Raw genomic sequence first — 20,907 nt, 5'->3', positions numbered from 1 at the left:
AACCGTTTTGTTTAGTATACCATACCACATAAGAAATCATGTGAGCAGAAAGTCTGTTACTATATCTGACAACTCTATTTGATGCATTGAAAATACATGTTATTCTCTTATTAACTTAAATCAAACAAGAGGAGGGTATTCCATTGAATCGTAAACGGATGCAGAATCCGAATATCTTTACTTGTGTTGTCTTGACTTTCAAATTGATGTTCAGATAATTATTTGATTTGCCAAAACAAAATGAAGGAGGATCATTCAATGAAAAACCCAAAAAGAAAAAACCCAAACCTTTTCACTTGCATCATTTTAACATTTCGTCTCATGTTTTAGTAATGAAATGGACAAATCTTTCATATGATAAAACAATATTCCAAACAAGTACGAATGGTTCGTTAAAAAACTGCCATTCGTGCTTATTTATTTGTCTGTTAAATTTTTATGGCCACTTTCACTATTTTTATGGCCACTTCAGCATTATATGGAAAAAGCACTAGCTGATCAGCTAGTGCTTTTTCGTACAACGATATCTTCGTTCTCATATACAATCTCTACTTTTGTAACATCCTCTTCTTCTAATACAACATCAGTAATGCCATCCTCGACTTTGTCCTGGATCACGCGGCGAAGCGGACGTGCACCGAATCGTGGATCGTATCCTTTGTCAGCCAGGAATTTCTTGGCATCTTCGCTGACGGTAACCTCAAGCTCGGCTTCTTCTAATTGTTCGGTAAGTTCTTTGATCATCAAGTCTACAATCTTCAGTAAGTTATCCTGCGTCAATTCGTTGAACGGAATGATCGCATCAAAACGGTTCAAGAATTCTGGTTTGAAGTATGAACCTAAGTTTTCCAATGTGGAGACTGCTTCATTATTATCACTGTTAAAGCCAACAGTAATATTCTTCGTGCCTGTTCCAGCATTACTTGTCATAATAATCACGGCATCTTTAAAGCTGACGGTTCTGCCATGACTGTCAGTTAATTGACCGTCTTCCATGATTTGCAGGAACATGTGCTGTACATCCGGGTGAGCTTTTTCGATTTCATCTAATAAAATCAAGCTGTACGGATTACGGCGAACTTTTTCTGTTAATTGTCCTGCTTCTTCATGACCGACATAGCCTGGTGGTGAACCAATGATTTTGGAAACCGTGTGTTTCTCCATGTACTCACTCATGTCAAGACGAATCATCGCCTCTTTCGTACCAAACAATTCTTCAGCAAGTGCTTTTGTCAACTCTGTTTTACCAACACCTGTAGGTCCTACGAAAAGGAAAGAACCAATTGGACGATGTTTAGATTTTAAGCCAGCACGACTACGGCGAACAGCTTTGGCTACTTTCTCAACCGCTACTTCTTGTCCAATTACTTTTTCACCTAAGTTAGTTGCTAAGTGCTTCATCTTGGACTGTTCGTCGGATTGAATTTTTCGAACAGGAATACCCGTTTTCTCTTCAATGATTAATTGAATTTCTTCTACTGTTACTTCCGCTTTTGGAGCCTCTTTTGTCTCTGTTAATTTTTTCTCAAGCTTAATTTCCTGGTGGCGCAGGTTGGCAGCACGCTCATAATCTTCTCTTTCAGCTGCTTCTGTTTTTTCTTTGGCAATTTCGTCTAAACGTTTTTGAATTGCCTCATCATCTGATTCGCTTACATCCAGATTCAGTCTGGCACCTGCTTCATCAATTAAATCAATTGCCTTATCTGGAAGGAATCGATCTTGAATATACCGTTTCGATAAGTTAACCGCTGCTCGAAGTACTTCATCAGAATAGCTTACTTTATGAAACTTCTCATAGCGATCTCTTAAGCCCTGCAAGATTTGTTCCGCTTCAGCTAAGGTTGGTTCTTTCACCATGATTGGCTGGAAACGTCGTTCTAATGCAGCGTCTTTTTCAATCTGACGATACTCTTTCAACGTGGTTGCACCAATTAATTGTAGTTCACCACGTGCAAGTGCGGGTTTCAGAATGTTTCCGGCATCCATTTGAGAGCCTTCTGCTGTTCCGGCGCCAACGAGGAGGTGAACCTCATCTACGAAAAGAATAACATTTTGACGCTCTTGCAATTCGGAGACTAATTGTTTCATACGTTCTTCGAATTGACCACGAACTCCGGTATTTGCAACCAGTGATGCTACATCTAATATATAAATTTCTTTATCTAGCAATTTAGAAGGAACATTTCCTTCGGTTGCTTTCAACGCCAGTCCTTCTGCTATAGCTGTTTTACCGACACCTGGTTCCCCAATCAACACGGGATTGTTCTTATTGCGGCGGTTCAATGTTTCAATGACGCGTTTCACTTCCCTATCACGGCCGATGACCGGATCAATCAAGCCAGCTCTAGCTGCGTCTGTTAAGTTTTTACCTAACTGATCTAGTAAGCCGTTACCTTTCCCACCCTGTTTCTTATGGGTGTGGGTCTGTGCTTGACCTGAACCATTTGCTGCTCCGTTAAAGATGTCGCTGAAATCTTGTCCACCGAACATTCCTGAAGGTTGATTCATTTGGTTTTTTATATCGTTAAAGCATGTTTCGCATACATGTAGAGATTCTGTTTGATTATTAAATCGAAGGTTCACATTAATCGTTGCTTCGCGAGTTCCACAATGTTGACATTTCATTTGTCATTCCTCCTTCAATTAGTGAAAAGATCAAATTTGACTTTGACTATATTTGACCTTTCTTATCTCCTATTATAATCTGACCTTCTTTGACTTTCAAGATCTTTGCTCAAAAATATTTATAAGTGATGATACGGGTATCACACATTTCAACATCTCCATTTAATCTTACAATTCCACTTTATATAATCCGCAAACCATACTTTTAAATAATCCTATCTTTTTAACAACAGGAAAAACCCCGGATTCGCTTATCCAAAGCAAATCCGGGGTTTCATTTATCACGGCGATAACCGTCCGTAATACCCCCACATCAAGAATCGAGAGCGATAAATTAAGAAGCTAAGTGGGGAGAATAACTTCCTGATACGTTTCGCTAGCAATCAGTGGGAGTCAAAACCCCTACTGATTGAAGTCACACTTTTTATCTATTCCGTTCTCTATTATTACATCGCGACACTAAAAGGAATAAAAATCAACAACAATGCTAAAGCCAGCGACCACATTAATTCTTTTAGCACAGATATCCCCCTAGTAAACTTTTAATCTAGCATACCACACAACCCGCCATTTTCCCGGTATTCGCAAGAAACATTACATAAAATTTACAAAGCGATCAACTTTCCGTCCGTAAGTATTTGTGCTACACTATAAGTAACCAGGGAAAAAGGAGTTGTTTCGAATATGACAACTATCCAGCTTATGCATCACAAAAAAACAACACCCGCTACTGTTGCAAATATGTGGGTCTATCGCCAGGCAAAACTCATAGAAGTTCAACTGACAAACAAGCAAACATACTTCTTATTTTTCTATAAAGACCGCTACATTAACGCAAAAAAAACGACCGAGATACGTCTGACATCCTTTCTAAAACAAGCACTCAAAAACGGCCACTCATTCGATAATAATCACCCACTTACGAAAGCATTACTTTCCAAAGACGAAGTATATCGACTTACTTCTAACAATCACATGTTTCAAAAGCTTAATGACAAATATAATGAAACAGAAATGCTCTATATTCTTGCGATGTTTGATAATTTTATCGATGAGAAAAAAATTCAGGCACAATGCAAAAAAGCCTTTTATAACCATCGACGTAATGGTTCACTCATGAAAGCTTACCGGTTACTTGTCAATTATGTTCTTATCCGCCCGAATGATACGTTTGCCAAGGATATGCTCCATCACTTTGACTTTCAGAAATACAGCGACATGTATCGCAACATTGACAGACTGACAGAAAAGTGGTCTGATCCCCTCTACTTGGAATCCATGTTTTTTGACCAAAATTACCCTAAATCCATCATAAATTCGCTATTACGACAATACGATATAGATAATCGTCAATTTGATCAGTTGTACTTATATTTTGTTGCTCGTTCCGCCTTAACATCCATCACATCAGTGGCAACGTTAACGGAGAGATTGCTTAACAAGTCTGATCAGATTCTATTCTGGGAGAAAATGCTTGATCACTACCAAAAACCGGATGACATCATCTCAAAACTGATGGAACTCGGTGGATATTCCTCGATTTTACGTTTTTACCTAAAAGAACAGAATCAACCTGATCGGACACTTTTCGAAACAGCTATGCAAAAAGTGTCTTCCGAGGAGCTCGCCCCCCTTTACCAACAAGTACTTGCAAAAATTCTGGCGGTGTATCAGGACGATGCCGTTCAATTAGAAAAGGTATTACAGCATACGATCAAAAAGTTGCTACCTGTTCTCTCACTTACTGAAATATTGCATTACTTGGATACGACAGAGCTTCCGATAATTAAGAAGCTGAAAAAAATGGAACAATTATCGGATAATCCAGACCAGCAATTTGCCTTAGGTGAAATCTATTTTGACTTGGAGCAATATGATAAAGCTATCGCCTGTTTTGAATGGGAGATGGAATTATCACCAAACGATCCGGCACCTATTCAATATCTCTACAAGAGTTATGCAGCAAAAGGCGACAAAGAACAAGCGAATACGTACAAACAATTGATGGTTAATATTCCATCTTAAGGCTCTTCAATACTTCGCCATAAGGTCATCGCAGCATAAGAGCGGTACGGTTCCCAGAATTGATTCCATTCCTCTAATTGCTGTGCTGACGGTTTCTTATCAAGTCCGAAGTATTGTTTGAGTGCGTTCTGAATGCCGATGTCACTTGATGGAAAGTGGTCCTGTCTTCCCAGCGAGAACATCAGCCAGTTTTGGGCAGTCCATGCACCAATACCGCGAATTTTCACTAATTCCTTCATGACTTCTTGATCTGTCTTGTCATAAAAGGAATAAAGATCTAATTCGCCATCAACTATTTTCTGAGCAGTATCAATCACATATTCTGCCTTACGACGGCTAAATTGCATGTCTTGCAGCTCTTGATAAGGAATCTTTGCCACTTGATTTGGTGCAGGATAAAACCACACATCATCGACTTTTTCGCCATAAGTGGTGACGAATCGCAATGTCAGAACTTGCGCGAAGGACATGTTTAATTGCTGATGGATGATTGTTTTTACTAGATTGCTAAAAGGATCAAACTCTCTGATTAAAGGTGTCGCCGGATATTGATCAAACAAATCAGCCAGATCTGTTTCTGCAAAGAATTGACCAATTTTATTTAAATCCTGATCCCAAGCAAAAATTGCAGCAATCCTGGCAATCAGTTCATCTTTTCTCTGTACAAGCTGTCCTTCGGTAAGAAAGGACGGGGCTTGTGTGGTGCCAGTTGCTGTTACCGTCACCACATGTTTTTCTTCTTCGATCCGAATCGGCACAAATACGCGACGATTTTCCATATCAACATAATTAAGATTATCCATGTCCATCCGGAACAAGAGATAATCAAAATCATAAGGCATCGTTAATGCTATTTCTTCTTGCCACATATATAGTATCCTCTCAATTTTTAATATTCAGATTCATCATTCTATTATGGTATAATGTAGCAAAATCTACAACCAATACAGGGTGATAAAATGAAGAAACAATACTATGCCATTATTGATATCGGATCAAATACGATGCGACTTGTCATTTATTTAAGGGAAAAAGGCGGTAAGTTAAAAGAAGTGGAAAATGTAAAAGCCGTTGCCAGACTTAGGACTTTCTTAAATGATGACAATACACTGACACAATCCGGAATTGACCGTTTGGTATCGACATTACAGAGCTTTCAAGATGTGTTAGCAACCTATCATCTGCAGGAAGTTGTCTGTGTTGCAACCGCGACAATCAGACAGGCTGACAATAAAGAAGAAATCGTCCAGCAGGCGGAAGCCAAAACCGGGATGACACTTCGTATTCTAACTGAAAAAGAAGAAGCCTATTATGGCTATTTGGCAGTGGTGAATTCTACCTCAGTTACTACTGGTATTACAGTTGATATCGGTGGTGGCAGTACAGAGGTGACATATTTTGAAGATCGCGAATTAATCGAAGCGCACAGTTTCCCGTTCGGTGCGTTGACATTGAAAGAGTTCTTCTCAAAACCGATACCGACAGAAGCTGAATTAAAAGAATTGCGACATTATTTAGCAGAGCAATTCTCTACACTTCCCTGGCTGTGTAATAAAGAAGTTCCATTAGTAGCCATCGGTGGGAGCGCGCGGAATTTAGTACAGATTGATCAAAACTTGAAGGAGTATCCGTTAGCTGGGCAACACCAGTATAAAATGTATGATACAGATATTAAGCAAGTAAGTAATTATTTAACTACCTTAAAGCCGGATAAACTCTCCAAGGTCGAGGGGCTGTCAAAAGACCGTGCCGATATTATTATACCTGCTATTGAAGTCTTCCACAGCTTGTATCAAATTATCCAGGCTGATTGCTTTATTTTAAGCAGAAAAGGACTAAGAGACGGTGTGTTCTTTGAGCAGCTGTCAAAGGAGATTGGTTCTGTTCTCTTTCCGAATGTGTTAGAGGACAGCATTCAGGAATTGATTACCGACTACAATCTGGACACTAAGCAAATTGTCCACGTGCAATATTTAACTCGTAAACTCTTCCAATATTTGAAGGAAAACAGTCTGATTCATTTGGACAAACAGGATTGGAAACTGCTAAAAAGAGCTAGCTATTTATGTAACTTAGGTGAATATATTGATGCGGAAGCCAGTGCCCAACATACCTTCTATCTACTTGCAAATCGAACGATTGACGGATTGATGCATAAGGATCGGTTACGTATTGCATTAATTGCATCTTACAAAAATAAAACCATTTTCAAACAATTTATCAGGCCTTATAAATCCTGGTTCTTAAAAGAAGAACGCAAGAAACTGAAGCATCTGGGATCCATTCTTAAGTTCTGTTACTGCCTGGATGCTACAAGACGTCAAGTGGTGAAAGAGATAACATTTGACCACCACAAAGAAGCGTTAGTGATTGAGCTTCACTGCAATGGTGATGCTGCTCCGGAAGAATATCAATCCGAGAAACAAAAAAAACATCTGGAAAAAGCAATCAAAAAAGAAGTCATTCTACGTTTTCTCACTTCGTAAATCTAAGTTAACAGAAAATTTACATTATCGTAACAAAACTCGAATGACTTTGCGTTATGATAAATAAGAAGATTGTCGAAAAAGGATGATGTCTGATGTCAACTGTCAAACAAGAAAAAAACCTAGAATTACCTGCTTACTATAATAACCGGGAGATCAGTTGGCTTTCCTTTAATAAACGTGTACTAGAGGAAGCAGATGATGAAACCAATCCGCTATTGGAACGTTTGCGTTTTTTGTCAATATTCTCTTCAAATTTAGACGAGTTTTTTATGGTAAGAGTTGCTGGATTGAAAGACCAGGTCAAGGCTGGTTTCAATCGCCCTGATAACAAATCAGGTCATACCCCTAAGCAGCAATTATCGAAAATATCCAGTTTTAATCATGAACTGGTAGAGCAGCAATATGATTTATACAAAGATTTATTACCTCTCTTAATTAAAGAAGACATTAAAATAGTAAACATGAGTGATCTAACATCAAAGGAAATCAATGAGCTTGAGGAATATTTTGATGAGCAGATTTTTCCTGTGCTTACTCCTATGGCGATTGATGCTTACCGCGCGTTTCCTATGCTGCTAAATAAGTCACTAAATCTGGCCGTGCAGCTAGAGGACATTTATGAAATCGAGCATGAGCACCCAAAAACTGCGATTGTGCAAGTTCCTGCTTTATTGGATCGTTTCATTCAAATAGGCAGTCCACATCATTATATTTTGCTGGAAGATTTGATCCGCTACTTTATTAATAAATTCTTCAAAGGATATCATGTAATTTCTTCCACAACATTCCGGATTACACGAAATGCCGATATGACAATCCACGAAGAAGGGGCACGCGACCTTCTGAAGGAGATTGAAAAGGAACTAAAAAAAAGAAAATGGGGTGCAGCGGTACGGCTTGAAGTGGATGCCAGAGAGAACAACCCTGATATGGTCGAGTTTTTGCTTCATGTTCTAGAAATCCATAAGAAAGATCTTTATATCATTAACGGTCCACTCGACCTCACATTTTTGAATGATTTTTATGGCCATGTACGCAAAGAATATGAGCATCTAATTTATGAAACATTAATTCCACAGCCTGCCCAGGATATTCATGAAGATGAAAATGTCTTCGAGGCAGTTCGCAAACGTGATTTATTTCTTCATCACCCGTACGAATCCTTTGAGCCAGTTGTTGATTTAGTACGTGATGCAGCTAATGATCCAGAGGTTTTAGCGATTAAACAAACACTCTATCGCGTTAGCGGTGGCTCGCCAATTATCGAGGGGTTAAAAAGAGCCGCGGAAAATGGTAAGCAAGTAACCGTACTAGTTGAATTAAAAGCAAGATTTGATGAGGAAAACAACGTACAATGGGCAAAAGAATTAGAAAAAGCAGGCTGTCATGTTATTTATGGCATGATTTCATTAAAAACGCACAGTAAGATTACCTTAGTTGTCCGCAAGACGCATGGAAAGATCGAACGGATTGTCCATTTGGGTACAGGTAATTACAACGATCAAACAGCGAAATTCTATACAGATATGTCTTATTTAACGTCTAAGCGTAAATTCGGTATCGATGCAACGAATTTCTTTAATTATCTAAGTGGATATACTGAAAAGCCTGGTTATCATCATCTATCAATGGCACCTTTTGATATTAGAAATGATATTATCGGCTACATTGACAGAGAAATCGATTTCCATAAACGCTATGGCAATGGAAGGATAATTGCGAAGATGAATTCGCTAACAGATAAACCAGTAATTAAGAAAATGTATGAAGCTTCTCAAGCAGGCGTAAAGATTGATTTAATCGTCCGAGGTATTTGCTGCCTGCGCCCTGGCATTGCTGGTGTCAGTGATAATATCAATGTCAAAAGCATTGTCGGACGCTTCCTCGAGCATAGTCGCATCTATTATTTTCACTACAATGGCGAAGAAAAACTATTGCTTTCGTCAGCTGACTTGATGACACGCAATATGGTCAAGCGAGTGGAATTAATGTTTCCTATATTTGAAGGCCGTATTAAGGAACGAATCAACAATATTTTGGAGTTAATGTTAAAGGATTCCGCCAAAGCAAGAGTCCAGACACAAGATGGAAGCTACTATCATATCAGACATCAAACCACGGAATCATTATTTAACAGTCAACTGAATTTATTTGATCTGGCTTATAATGTACTCGAAGATGAGGAATAAAGGGAAACTTCAATCAGTGGGGTTTTTGTGCCCCGCTGATTGCTAACGAAACGTATCAGGAAGTTATTCCCCCACTTTGCTTTTTTCTATTCCTCGTCATCTTTCTCTACGATATGTTGTAATAAACTTAATTTATTTTGCCAGAACTGTTCAAAATAGGATAGCCATTGACTGACTTCTTCCAAAGGCTCTGCATGTATACGATATACTTTTTCTCTTCCTCTTTTTTCTCCACTGATAAGTTGTGCTTCACTTAAGACTTGCAGATGTTTCACTACAGCTGTACGACTTACGGGAAAATGTGTCGTCATTTCGGAAATAGTCCGTTCTTTATCTGCTAACAATCGGAGCACTTCTCTTCTGGTTGGATCAGCTATCGCCTGAAATACTTCCTGAGTTGCTGCAGTCATCTATTGTTCCACAACTTCTTTCAGTTTGTGCTGCACAATGTTTACCCAGCCATTATTCATGCGCTCCCGAATCACACTGCTTTTCTCTTGAGGTTTGGTGAGAAGTTCATCCTCTTGTTTCCAGCCACCGTGTATCAAGGTAAATTCTGTTTTATCCCCAACTTCTTTCAGATGAAAGGATATGATCCAGCCATCAACATCCCACGAAAAAAAGAGCTTATACGGCTCGTCCACTTCGAATACTTTACAGGGAGATGGTCCAAATGGAGATTGAATGTGGAATGGATGTCCTTCAACCGGTTCAAAATCATTTGGCATGAACCATTGTTCCAGACCTTGTGCAGAGGCTACTTTCTTCCACACTTTTTCAATATCAGCATCAAGCAAAACGGTTTGTTGAATATCTTCTACTTTTTTCAATAATAACGCTCCTTCGTTTTTAAATATAACCAAAAGGTGTTACTTTATAATATAACACCTTTTGGTTATACGTCAATCTTTTATCTTTAACGGTTTTAAAAATTCAATGTATAGTCTCCGCATATTTCATACACTGAAGTGAGAAACTCGGAAAAATACGTATTCTTTAGCTGTATCTACCGTCTTATCTGACACGTTTAAATGGTGGCTCCGCAAGTGTTTGTGTGGAACTATGGCCGGTTTGCCTTGGTAATGGTGATCAAGTCCGCCACTTTCTCATGCATGGTCGATACCTGGGTTTTCTGCAAATTATACGCAGTCAGTCCAATTGTGCGTTATAACATTTTCCGGTACGCTTCTGTCGATATCTTCTTGCTCTCGTACTTTCCGTTATTGTAGACAGGTCCAATAAAGTAATACACATCTTTTAGGTAATATTTCGCTTTGTAATCTTTGACCACTTTTATGCTCAGCTGGTTCAACCTTTATCGAACCACGTTTTTTCTTGATTAAATAAATGCATACCGTGTCGCTATTTTGAACGCAAAAAAATAGCCCCCTGTTCTACGCAAATGGGTAAGGGTTATTAATATGATTACTGCTGTGACTGCGCTTATACTCTTTCTTGAACGACAAAAAAGGCTCGAAGTTACCTTCGAACCTTTTTTGTTTAATTATTTAATATTCGTAGTTTCCGCTTTCTGAAACGTTATCGACGTTGTACCATTTTTCACCGACATCAGAATATCTCGTGTTGGTCATGGTGACTTCACTTGAACTTGAGTCTGTTCGGAAAATGGCTTCGTCCATATTTGTGATCACACTTCCGTCGATGATGATGCTTGTTTTGAACGTTGTACCACCATTTTGACGAATCATTTTACCAGCATTATCTGCAGTGAAGTTCAAGATCTCGAACGTGGATGGTGCATTGACTTGGAACATCTTATCATCACCATTTTGTGCCGAACCACCTCTAATTGTAACGTGACCATCATCTTTAATCGTCAACGCATCTTCGCCAATGTCTTCCCAAACAACGTTCTGTACCAATGCATCTCCATAAGTATGAACACCGTCTGCTGCGGGATCACCGATTACAACATTTTTCAGTGTAGCACCGTCTTCTAATCGGAACACTGGATCCTGGCTTTCTGATTGGCTGCCATCCCCTAGTGTATCAGGGTTTGCTACGTATCGTTTTCCACCGCCATCAAATGTATCGCCAGCTTCTACCACAATTGTCTCATCGACTGTAATCGTGTCACTAGGTGATACTTCCACAATTCGCCATTGTTGGCTTGTTCCGCCCCAGTCATCCCACTGAACAATATTGCCACCATTTGCAGTGGACCAGTCATATACTTCTAACGCTTTACCACTGTTACGGTTAATAATTTTCACATAACCATTTCCTACATCTTGAATACTCCATTGCTGACTCGCAGCATTCCAATCATACCATTGCGCTATATTTGCACCGTCTGCTGTCGACCAGTCATACACTTCCATTGCCTTAACACTGTTTGCATTTAACAATTTATTGTAGCCTTCTCCAACATCTACAATTCGCCATTGCTGATTTAAACCACCAAGGTCGTCATATTGCACGATGTTACCTCCATCTGCAGTCGACCATTCATATACCTCTAATGCTTTACCACTATATCTGTTAATAATTTTATAACTTTTACTTGCATCAAACGAGGCAGCTTGAGCTGTATCAACATAGAATACGCTCACTAGTAAAAACGAAAACGCTAACATTAATAGCAATCTTAATTTAGTCACTAAAACCATCCTTTAATTAAGTTTATTGTAAAGCATTCTAATTAATTGAATGTTAGTAATTATCGGCCGATTAATCACACTATCATTATAAACATTAACGTTAATTTATTTCAATCGTTCTTGCCAAAGTAAACAATTCATGCAGATTTTTCACAAACTTTTTAACGAACAAAATCGTTTATGACATTGATATATAGTCAATCTTAGCTTTTTTGTTTTTTTACATTTATCACCAATAATATTCCTGATCTCATACTAAACGTGTTGAACAGTTAATTCATTAGAAAAACTCGGTTCTCGCCTCGTCTATTAGCGAGTGCCGAAGTTTTTCTTATACTTGGTACATACTAATTTTCACTACGTCGAACTTCTTCATTGCTAAAATTTTATACTTTCCTACCGTATAAGAAAAACCGGCCATAACCCGCCCGGTCCTAATTGACTTAATCAATAAACAACTTCCTATAATATGGATTATGTTAACAAAGGCTGTATTGCCAAATGGTCATTTTGATATAGATTATCTGCTTAGCAAAGCTCCGGAAATATGCTCCGCGTCCTGTGGGCACGGCTTCAGCTAACTTGGTAAAGAAAATTCTTTTCTTTACCAAGTGGATCTTCAGCTCGCGCTGATTCCACGGGAGTCTCCGCATATTTCCTACGCTTATGGGAAGTACTACAACGATTGGAACAGCTAGAAGCAGTGGTGCTTAGCAATGTATTTCATCAATTATGGTGTAAATCTTGCAGATAGTGCTTCAAATCCTAGCTGTCGCATAAATTGTAGAGCTATACATCAGCGTAGGCCAACCACGGAGACTCCCGCGGGATTGTGCAGGTGCTGGAGATCCACAACGTCTGCACCTGTGTCTACTAGTAACGCTTCGAAGTAGGCTTCCTCGGTGCAAGGCAGCAGAGAAGTATTTCGGGTAGTAGCCTAGCTTCAGCCGTGCCCCGCAGGACGCGGAGTGGTTGGACGGAGCGGTATCATACCACACATAATTTTTCAAAATGACCACTAAGCTGCTAGTTTACATAATCCATATTATAGGAACTAAAATTCACGTTCAATGTGATTACTGTTGTGACTGTACTTAGATACTTTCTTTACTCATAAGAAAAAACGCGGCTCCACCCAAACCTATAATTTACAACTACCCATAATACGGATTACGTTAACCATTGTCTAGCCGAGTATTAATGTGCTGAGATACCTTCTACCAACCACCCCGCGTCCTGTGGGGCACGGCTGAAGCTAGTCCACTTTTTTAAAATTAAAATAAAGGCTCTCGTATCAAGACGAGAGCCTTTTGTTTAGGACTGTTTGGTAAAGCCCATAATTTCTTTAGGCAATAGTTGTTTGAGCATAAGATCATCTAGACTTTTGAATGTGTAGCCTTGCTTGCGCAGATCATCAATAAGATGTTCTAATGCATCGGCGTTATCTTTTGAGACGGTATGCATTAACACAATCGCACCTGGATGAATCTGATCCATTACTTGATCATAAGCATGTTGCCATCCCTTTTCAGATCCCTGATTCCAATCTACAAAGGCCACAGACCAGAATACGTGTGTGTAACCTAGCTCATTTGCCCAAGTTAATGACGTTTCATTAAATGTTCCTTTCGGTGGACGAATGTATTGTACTACCGCATTTTTATCAACATTCTTAATCTTGTCGGTTAAATCAGTCACATCTTTTGTAAAAGCTTCTTTCGATATCGAAGTAAAGTCACGGTGACCATCAGAGTGATTGCCAATGATGTGTCCATCGTCCAACATTCGTTGAACAAGCTGTGGCTTATCTTCAACATAATGTCCTGTCAAAAAGAAGGTCGCAGGTACACCTTTTTTCTCCAATACGTCTAATATTTGCTCGGTGTAACCTGCTTCATAGCCATTATCAAAAGTAAGGTACACATGCTTATCACCTGAAGGATCTAAATAGAAGCTATTATGCTTCTCCAATATTTCTTTGTATTTCCCTACTTCCGGAGGCTGATTATCGGTACCTTTTTTGTATCCCCAACCATAACTTGTTGCACCAACCTCCATTGGGATGACGCATATCAGTAACAAACATATAATAAAAAGTTTTTTCATTTCATCACCTTTTTTATTTTTAGTTTGTATGAAAAAAGGTGAGTTATCCTGTCATTTTATAAAATAATACTGGCAATCCAGCCAAATAAAAACAACGGAATGTTGAAATGTAAAAAGGTTGGGACACATGTATCCCAAATGTGATGGTGCTTGCCATCTGCACTTAAACCCGATGTCGGTCCTAACGTACTGTCACTCGCCGGACTTCCCGCATCACCTAGTGCACCTGCTGTACCAATTAATACCGCAATGGCCATTGGCGAGAATCCAGCTGCTACACAAATCGGCACATAAAGAGTCGCAATAATGGGAATGGTACCGAATGAGGAGCCAATTCCTAATGTGATAAGGAGACCGACTAATAATAAAATAAAAGCAATAAGTGCCTGATTATTATCTAACAACTCCGATGAAGAAGAAACGAGCGCATCCACAGCCCCTGTATTCGTCAAAATATCTCCGTATCCTGATGCTACCAGCATAACAAACGCAATGGTTCCCATCATGCCAACACCTTGCTGGACAAAAGCATCCCCTTCTTTTAATGGAACAGCAAAGAATAATACCATCAATATGATACCTGTTAAAGCACCAATAACAAGGCTCTCTGTCAGGATCTGAACAATCAATGCTGCTAAAATAGCTACAATGGTTAAACCATGTTTTAATTGAAACTTGCTCTCTTCAGTCATCTCATTTTGATAACTGCTATCTACTTTTACTGCTCGTTCAGGTTCGCGATCTTTTCGATACGTGATAAATACCGCCACCAGCAACCCGAAAAGCATTCCTAACCCGGGTAATGCCAAGGATTGGGCAATTTCATACACTGTAATATCCACGCCATTATTTTGCATTCCACTTTGAATCGTCTGATGAAAAATAAATCCAAATCCGATCGGAATCGTCACATACGGTGCTTTCAGGCCAAATGTTAAGGCCGTTGCGACCGCTCGACGATCTAGTTTCATTTGATCAAACAATTTTAACAAAGGAGGAATCAAAATCGGTATAAAGGCAATGTGCACTGGAATAGCATTTTGTGACAAACATGCAATACCGGCTATTACCAATACCAGCAACGTTTTCTTTCCTGTCAAAACCTTAATTAATCCTCTAACAAGTAACGATGTAATCCCCGTATAACTGATCATTGCGGCAAAGACCCCTAATAAAATATAGCTCAATGCGGTGTCTGCCTGACCACCCATACCCTCAATCAAAATATCGATCGTATCTCGTATACTCATGCCAGCCATAAGACCTGCTACAATTCCTGCTATGATAATAGCAAAAATCACATGCACTCGTAACAAACTTAAGGCAAGCATGACAATAACAGATACGACTACTATCCACTCCATACTAAATCCCACTTCCCTTTATTCATCCTAGTTCTTTTTCAATTTTCTCAATCATTAGGATTAACTGATCGACATCCTCTACTGATGTTTTCTCAGGATCTAAATGATCTAATCTTTCAAGAAATAGCTCTAATTGTGAGCGAAGTTCGTTAATTTTCTCTTGGCTTGTCATTCTTATGCTCCTTTCCATAGTCCAATATCAATCCTAATGGAATTAGCTTCTCCTGTCTAGCAATTTTCTACGCACTTAAAGATTAACATTAAAATGATCTCAGAATGAGTTAATTGCAATATTATCCAGTTAATTTTACAATTATTATGCTTAATTCTTTTAAAGGGAGAGTGTAGAGATGCATAATCAAAAACAATCTCATCAAAAGAAAGATGAAAAAGCATTGGTAATTGGCGCTGGAATTGCAGGTTTACTCACTGCCCGCGTTCTTTCCGATTATTATCAAGATGTAATAGTTATTGAAAAAGATGAATTAACCGAAAAACCATCTAACCGTAAAGGTACCCCTCAAGATTTTCACCCTCATCGCGTATTACCGCGTGGTGACATCATTATGAACCGATTCTTTCCTGACTATATGGAAGATTTATTTGATTTAGGAGCACATAATGCTAAAAATGATAAGGTGATTAATTATTCACCATTTGGTACGCTCGAAATAACAATCAATCAACGGAGTGTAGCCAGCAGCCGTCCACTACTGGAATTTGGAATCCGGCAGCGCGTTCAAGAGCTTGAAAATGTAAAATTTCTGTCACGACAGTCAGTTAGAGGACTTGTCACATCAGATGATAATAAGGAAGTAACAGGAGTTCAGGTGAAAGAACGAAATGGAAACAAAGAAGAAGGGACTATACCTGCTAATCTGGTAGTAGACACGAGTGGCCGTTATTCCAAACTCAACAAATGGTTGACAGATATGGGATATAATGTGCCTGAACAAGAACGATTGCAGGTTCGATTCGGATACAGTACCAGATATTATCAAGTACCTGCACATATCTCTGAGAAATTAAGTGGTATTTCTAGAGGGGTACCTGAAGAGAATGTTGGATCAGTAGGCCTTTTTTATATCGAGAATAATATGGCTCAAACGATATTATTTAATGCCGGTGGTTCCAATCTCCCCTCAACAAACACTGAGGATTTTGATAAGCAGCTCAATGAATGGGCAAGTCCCATGATTAATGATCTCATTAAAGAGCTAAAACCTATCGAGGCTCCACGAGGCTATAGAGCAGCTGAATCTGTCAGACAGCATTACGAACAAATGGAAAGCTGGCCATCAGGCTTATTGGTCCTAGGAGATGCATTCTGTAACTTTGATCCTATTTATGGACAAGGTATGACCGTAGCAGCTATCGAAGCTGAAATGTTAGCTATTTGCTTGGAAGAAAAGGATTCTTCTAAGGTTGGTTTCGAACATCATGTACTTCAACGTATGCAACAGGCTATTGAACCAGCCTGGTGGTTAAGCTCAATCGAGGATTTGCGTTGGAGAGGGGTCGAACATGTGGGAAATGTTCCACTAAAAGGTGTAACCTTCGCACAAAAATATTTTAATTTATATCTTAGGCATGCCATGAAGCAAGCGAAGGAAGAAAACGACCTTTCCATGTTTCACCAATACATGAAAATGAATGGATTAATCGATTCCCCTAGTGAAATTATCAATCCGGAAATGCTGAACACGTTAATCACTGGTGACGGTTCACCTGAGGAAGAAGCGGTATTAGCAGAACTAGGAGAATTGGATATGAACAAGATGCAAAAGCGTCTGAATGAACTAATGCCTTCCTTTTCGTTGGCATTTGATGAAAAAGTTCCTGATTTATTCTCTACTTGATCGGAACTCAAATTATATTTTCTTTACTAAGAATAACCGGGCATAAACCGCTGGTCCTAATTGACTTAATTAATAAACAACTTCCTATACTATGGATTATGTCAACAAAGGCAGTATTGCAAAATGGTCATTTTGAGATAATTTATCTGCTTAGCAAAGCTCCGGAAATAGGCTCCGCGTCCTGTGGGCACGGCTTCAGCTAGGCTACTACTTAAAAAGCTTCTTTGCTGCCTTGTGCCGAGGAAGCTCACTTCGAAGCAATACTGGCAGACACAGGCACAGATAAATGGATCTTCAGCTCGCGCTGATTCCACGGGAGTCTCCGCCTATTTCCTACGCTTTAGGGAAGTGCTACAACGTATGGAACAGCTAAAAGCATTGGTTCCAGGCATTTTTCAATAACTATTATATATGCATACGATCAATATGCTAGCTCTACCAAAAATTGTAGAATCCTAATTCTAGCGTAGGCCAACCACGGAGACTCCCGCGGGACAGGTAGGCGCTGAAGATCCACTTTGTGAGCGATCTTTCTTCACAAAGTTAGCTTCAGCCGTGCCCGGCAGGACGCGGAGTGGTTGGCCAGAGCAGTATTAAGCACATTAAATATCTCAATATGGATGCTTGGCTAGTGGCTAGTAATGCTTTGTTAACATAATCTATATTATAGGAACTCCAATCATGTTCAATATGATTACTGCTGTGACCAGACTTATATACTTTCTTTACTGATGATAAAAAAAGCATGCACCTTCACCGGATGCATGCTCTTTTTTATTTGGTCGTATACATAAATGTCAGGTGGTTTGCGACGGGGATATAGGCTCCTACTTCTTGCTTGGTCACATTTTTAACAACCAGCTGTTTCTTAGAGCCTTTTAATTCCAAGTAAACCTCACCTACTGTTACATGTCCCGTATCTTTCACTGCTGGAATACTGGCTTTTAAAACACCTGTTTTGCCAGCGGATACTTGATAGGTTTTACTTAGCTTGGTTTCTTTTCCGATCACGGCTTCAAATGTAAGTGGTAGTTCATGCTGATCTCTTGCTTCGTGAAGGATCATTTGTTTAATCTGCTCCGCATTGTCTACCTTGGCAGTTAGTGCCCCTTTAATATGCTTATCTTCAATTTGATAATAGTAAACATCCTCTGTCTTCTCGCCACCGACATTATTTAATTCATTGGTATTCACCGTCTGAAAATCCCAATTAATTTGTGATGATTCAGACTGATAGGATAGTGGCCAATGTCCGAGGTAAATATTCGCTCGGTATCCAATTGAGAACGGTGTTGGATCAATAGTCGATTCATTAAGTAATTTAATCAGCATCGGATTATCCAAATCGATATTAGCTTCCTTCATTAATTCCTTCACTAGTCCACTAGGTTCAATTGTGGCCTCTTCTTCTGTCATTTGCTGATTGGTATTTTCTTTTTCGATCGAAATCAGATCATCAGGTGCTTTTTCCTCAGAATCCGCTATGATCGGAATGGTTAACATCATTAAGCATAAAACAATAGAAAGTCCGAGTTTCTCCATTATTTTCGCTCCTTTTTTCCCTTAGTGTTCGATCAAGAGCGAAAAATATACGTACGATCTGCTAAATGCTTAAATTAACCACTTCAAGCGTTTCTTTGATATCTACACTGTCTTCAATCGTTCTTACCATTGAACAGTTTTTACGGGCAACCTGCAAGCTTTTTTCTAACAGATCATGCTTGAGATTCCTTCCCTTCACCACAAAGTGAAGTTGAATCGCTGTAATCTTGTTGGCTTCTTCCGATGAACGTTCAACGTCTGCTGTGATTTGCAAATCATCAATTTCAATTCGTTTCTTCTGTAAGACTTTTCGGAATACAGAAGCACTGCATCCAGCTACCGAAGCAATCATCAATTGAAAAGGACGAAATCCTAATTCTTCATTCCCTGAAATTTCTAGCTCACCAAACGGTAATTGCGTTCTTACGCCACCTTCCGTTAAATAAAATTCCATACGTGTTTCCTCCTTCGGTCATTTGCCTTTACCTTTTATAATCTTTAAAAACAAAGAATTTAATCATAAAAAAGCTAGCAAAGGATGATAATCCCATGGCCATTGCTTTAGAAAGGTTATATCGCCACCAGTTCGGTATGTCAACGAATCCTAATAAATCATTGGCTCCAATGAAAACGAGATTGCTTATTCCCAAGCTGATCAACGCCTGAATAATGAAAGCGATTCTTTGATATTTATTCCCTTCGGAGGATTGTTTAAACGTTATACTCGCATTCCAAATATAACTATTTAAAATCGCCAATGTATACGAAATACTATTATAGGCGATGAGCCACGTGGAATTTTCGGTTGGAAAAAGTATCAATAACAAATTTAGCGCACCAATATCCACCAGTGCATTGGTCACACCTATAACACTGAATTGCGCAAATTGTAATCGTCCGCTTTTTCTTTTTCTGTTTGGCATAAACATTCCTTCTTACTTTTCATGGTTAGCTTGCATGGAGATTGCCTGCTGATATATGTCTAACGCTTGTTTTGATTGTTCATCCCAGCCCATTTCATGAATATCCTGCCAGGCTGATTCAGCAAGTCGTTGACGCAGACTCTCATCTTCAAGACGGAGAACTGTTTCTGTGAAGCTTTCCACGCTATGCTGGTCATACAAAAGTCCATGCGTTTCATGCTGGATTTGTTCACGTGTCGGCCCACTGTCTGCAGCAACAATTGGTAAACCTGATGCCATTGCCTCTGACAAAACTAAACCTAACGTTTCCGTTGTAGATGGGAACACAAAGACATCTGCTGACGCATAAGCAGTCGCTAAATCATTTCCGTGCATTAATCCGGTAAAGATCGTGTTCGTTCCTTCGAAATACTTTTCCAATGGTGCGCGATGCGGACCATCACCAACTATGGCCAGCACAAATTTATCGGAACTTTCGAGGACGTTACGAATTTTTTCTATTTCCTTCTCAGGTGCAAGTCTTCCTACATACAACAATATCGTTTTTGACTTTTGGTTATTGGTCAGACGATTGCGCATGGCTTCATCTTCATGGTCCGGATGAAAAAGTTTCGTATCAACGCCACGTTTCCACACGTGTACGTTTCGAAAGTTTTGCTGATCGAGTTCTTCCTTTACCACATTGGAAGTACATAAATTGATTGTTGCTTGATTATGTAATTTGCGGAAATACCACCAGAGCAGCCCTTTAAATATCGACAAATGATAATAGTCTGCATATCTCGGTACTTGAGTATGGTAGGATGCGACTAACGGATATTGGAGATTTTTCGCATAATAAACACCGGATGCTCCAACCAATGCCGGATTGACGACATGAACGACATCCGGGTCAACATCAGCTATCAATTGCTTGATCCTACGGTTAGGTAAAGCAAAAGCTTTCGAGCGGTAAAAAAATAATTTACTCGCTCGTATGCCAATCACTTTCGCTCCTTCGAATTCTGACACCCCTAAATCAGGTGCAATGATGGTCACCTTATGACCTTGATTCATAAAATAGCGAATACTATTGGTTAGCCTGGTGACAACTCCGTCTGTTGAAGGCAGAAATGTTTCTGTGATGATAAGTATGTGCATTGCTAGATCATCCTTATTCATTTA

16 protein-coding genes and 1 pseudogene are annotated in these 20,907 nt (G+C 39.3%); 4 read left to right on the top strand and 13 right to left on the bottom strand.

All coding sequences use genetic code 11. The features are described from left to right. Positions 1-498 precede the first annotated feature (498 nt). Entirely contained in the window at positions 499-2,625 is a 2,127-nt protein-coding gene (locus tag MUN87_RS18105) for an ATP-dependent Clp protease ATP-binding subunit (RefSeq protein WP_244742513.1), read from the bottom strand. 684 nt (positions 2,626-3,309) lie between these two features. Here MUN87_RS18105 and MUN87_RS18100 point away from each other — a divergent pair. After that, positions 3,310-4,650 carry a tetratricopeptide repeat protein gene (locus tag MUN87_RS18100; protein WP_244742511.1) on the top strand — a complete coding sequence of 447 codons (1,341 nt, stop codon included), beginning with the start codon at positions 3,310-3,312 and terminating at the stop codon, positions 4,648-4,650. On the opposite strand, the gene MUN87_RS18095 is transcribed toward MUN87_RS18100, so the two are convergent. After that, the gene (locus tag MUN87_RS18095; protein WP_244742509.1) at positions 4,647-5,519 is read right to left on the bottom strand and encodes a DNA-3-methyladenine glycosylase family protein; all 873 of its coding nucleotides are present in this window, start codon (positions 5,517-5,519) and stop codon (positions 4,647-4,649) included. The two genes, MUN87_RS18100 and MUN87_RS18095, sit on opposite strands and share 4 nt — an antisense overlap. A gap of 90 nt (positions 5,520-5,609) precedes the next feature. Here MUN87_RS18095 and MUN87_RS18090 point away from each other — a divergent pair, with 90 nt between their 5' ends. Next, complete coding sequence (locus MUN87_RS18090; protein ID WP_244742506.1) at positions 5,610-7,136, top strand: Ppx/GppA family phosphatase; 1,527 nt, start codon at positions 5,610-5,612, stop codon at positions 7,134-7,136. Between the two features lie 95 nt (positions 7,137-7,231). Further along, a complete protein-coding gene (locus MUN87_RS18085) occupies positions 7,232-9,328 on the top strand; it encodes an RNA degradosome polyphosphate kinase (RefSeq protein ID WP_244742504.1) in 2,097 nt (698 codons plus the stop codon). Positions 9,329-9,414: 86 nt separating this feature from the next. On the opposite strand, the gene MUN87_RS18080 is transcribed toward MUN87_RS18085, so the two are convergent. The 7 genes and pseudogenes from MUN87_RS18080 to MUN87_RS18050 form a co-directional block, all read right to left on the bottom strand. Further along, the gene (locus MUN87_RS18080; protein WP_244742501.1) at positions 9,415-9,738 is read right to left on the bottom strand and encodes an ArsR/SmtB family transcription factor; all 324 of its coding nucleotides are present in this window, start codon (positions 9,736-9,738) and stop codon (positions 9,415-9,417) included. Beyond that, complete coding sequence (locus MUN87_RS18075) at positions 9,739-10,158, bottom strand: SRPBCC family protein (RefSeq protein ID WP_244742498.1); 420 nt, start codon at positions 10,156-10,158, stop codon at positions 9,739-9,741. A 678-nt stretch (positions 10,159-10,836) separates the two neighbouring features. Next, the gene (locus tag MUN87_RS18070) at positions 10,837-11,445 is read right to left on the bottom strand and encodes a pectate lyase (RefSeq protein ID WP_244748008.1); all 609 of its coding nucleotides are present in this window, start codon (positions 11,443-11,445) and stop codon (positions 10,837-10,839) included. Positions 11,446-11,484: 39 nt separating this feature from the next. Further along, positions 11,485-11,925, bottom strand: a pseudogene (locus tag MUN87_RS18065) (RICIN domain-containing protein); the annotation flags it as partial. Positions 11,926-13,263: 1,338 nt separating this feature from the next. Beyond that, positions 13,264-14,055 (bottom strand): delta-lactam-biosynthetic de-N-acetylase, encoded by a 792-nt coding sequence (pdaA, locus tag MUN87_RS18060; protein WP_244742495.1) that lies wholly within the window; start codon positions 14,053-14,055, stop codon positions 13,264-13,266. 56 nt (positions 14,056-14,111) lie between these two features. Then, positions 14,112-15,419, bottom strand: a complete 1,308-nt coding sequence (locus tag MUN87_RS18055) for a Na+/H+ antiporter family protein (protein WP_244742493.1) — start codon at positions 15,417-15,419, stop codon at positions 14,112-14,114. A 22-nt stretch (positions 15,420-15,441) separates the two neighbouring features. Continuing rightward, the gene (locus MUN87_RS18050) at positions 15,442-15,591 is read right to left on the bottom strand and encodes an SE1561 family protein (protein WP_244742490.1); all 150 of its coding nucleotides are present in this window, start codon (positions 15,589-15,591) and stop codon (positions 15,442-15,444) included. A 178-nt stretch (positions 15,592-15,769) separates the two neighbouring features. Between MUN87_RS18050 and MUN87_RS18045 the strand changes: the two genes are divergently transcribed. Next, entirely contained in the window at positions 15,770-17,278 is a 1,509-nt protein-coding gene (locus MUN87_RS18045; RefSeq protein WP_244742488.1) for an NAD(P)/FAD-dependent oxidoreductase, read from the top strand. A gap of 774 nt (positions 17,279-18,052) precedes the next feature. Here the strand turns inward: MUN87_RS18045 and MUN87_RS18040 are convergent. From MUN87_RS18040 to MUN87_RS18025, 4 genes are all read right to left on the bottom strand, one after another. After that, complete coding sequence (locus MUN87_RS18040; protein ID WP_244742463.1) at positions 18,053-18,820, bottom strand: YfkD family protein; 768 nt, start codon at positions 18,818-18,820, stop codon at positions 18,053-18,055. A gap of 61 nt (positions 18,821-18,881) precedes the next feature. Further along, positions 18,882-19,274 (bottom strand): OsmC family protein, encoded by a 393-nt coding sequence (locus MUN87_RS18035; RefSeq protein WP_244742460.1) that lies wholly within the window; start codon positions 19,272-19,274, stop codon positions 18,882-18,884. A 28-nt stretch (positions 19,275-19,302) separates the two neighbouring features. Next, on the bottom strand, positions 19,303-19,743 hold the full coding sequence (locus tag MUN87_RS18030; RefSeq protein WP_244742458.1) for a GtrA family protein: 441 nt from the start codon (positions 19,741-19,743) through the stop codon (positions 19,303-19,305). A gap of 12 nt (positions 19,744-19,755) precedes the next feature. Beyond that, positions 19,756-20,883 carry a glycosyltransferase family 4 protein gene (locus tag MUN87_RS18025; RefSeq protein WP_244742456.1) on the bottom strand — a complete coding sequence of 376 codons (1,128 nt, stop codon included), beginning with the start codon at positions 20,881-20,883 and terminating at the stop codon, positions 19,756-19,758. Positions 20,884-20,907: the final 24 nt, after the last annotated feature.

The sequence above is a fragment of the Gracilibacillus salinarum genome (genome assembly GCF_022919575.1).
Taxonomy (GTDB): Bacteria; Bacillota; Bacilli; order Bacillales; family Amphibacillaceae; genus Gracilibacillus; species Gracilibacillus salinarum.
The sequence above is the reverse complement of the archived record's forward strand: the minus strand, read 5'-3'. Positions and strand labels throughout refer to the sequence as shown.

Excerpts from the sequence above, each read along its gene's own strand:
- MUN87_RS18085 (WP_244742504.1), top strand. The coding sequence starts at position 7,232 with ATGTCAACTGTCAAACAAGAAAAAAACCTAGAATTACCTGCTTACTAT.
- MUN87_RS18090 (WP_244742506.1), top strand. The coding sequence starts at position 5,610 with ATGAAGAAACAATACTATGCCATTATTGATATCGGATCAAATACGATG.
- MUN87_RS18045 (WP_244742488.1), top strand. The coding sequence starts at position 15,770 with ATGCATAATCAAAAACAATCTCATCAAAAGAAAGATGAAAAAGCATTG.
- MUN87_RS18050 (WP_244742490.1), bottom strand. The coding sequence starts at position 15,591 with ATGACAAGCCAAGAGAAAATTAACGAACTTCGCTCACAATTAGAGCTA.
- MUN87_RS18105 (WP_244742513.1), bottom strand. The coding sequence starts at position 2,625 with ATGAAATGTCAACATTGTGGAACTCGCGAAGCAACGATTAATGTGAAC.
- MUN87_RS18055 (WP_244742493.1), bottom strand. The coding sequence starts at position 15,419 with ATGGAGTGGATAGTAGTCGTATCTGTTATTGTCATGCTTGCCTTAAGT.
- MUN87_RS18040 (WP_244742463.1), bottom strand. The coding sequence starts at position 18,820 with ATGGAGAAACTCGGACTTTCTATTGTTTTATGCTTAATGATGTTAACC.
- MUN87_RS18030 (WP_244742458.1), bottom strand. The coding sequence starts at position 19,743 with ATGCCAAACAGAAAAAGAAAAAGCGGACGATTACAATTTGCGCAATTC.
- MUN87_RS18100 (WP_244742511.1), top strand. The coding sequence starts at position 3,310 with ATGACAACTATCCAGCTTATGCATCACAAAAAAACAACACCCGCTACT.
- MUN87_RS18095 (WP_244742509.1), bottom strand. The coding sequence starts at position 5,519 with ATGTGGCAAGAAGAAATAGCATTAACGATGCCTTATGATTTTGATTAT.
- pdaA (WP_244742495.1), bottom strand. The coding sequence starts at position 14,055 with ATGAAAAAACTTTTTATTATATGTTTGTTACTGATATGCGTCATCCCA.
- MUN87_RS18025 (WP_244742456.1), bottom strand. The coding sequence starts at position 20,883 with ATGCACATACTTATCATCACAGAAACATTTCTGCCTTCAACAGACGGA.
- MUN87_RS18035 (WP_244742460.1), bottom strand. The coding sequence starts at position 19,274 with ATGGAATTTTATTTAACGGAAGGTGGCGTAAGAACGCAATTACCGTTT.
- MUN87_RS18080 (WP_244742501.1), bottom strand. The coding sequence starts at position 9,738 with ATGACTGCAGCAACTCAGGAAGTATTTCAGGCGATAGCTGATCCAACC.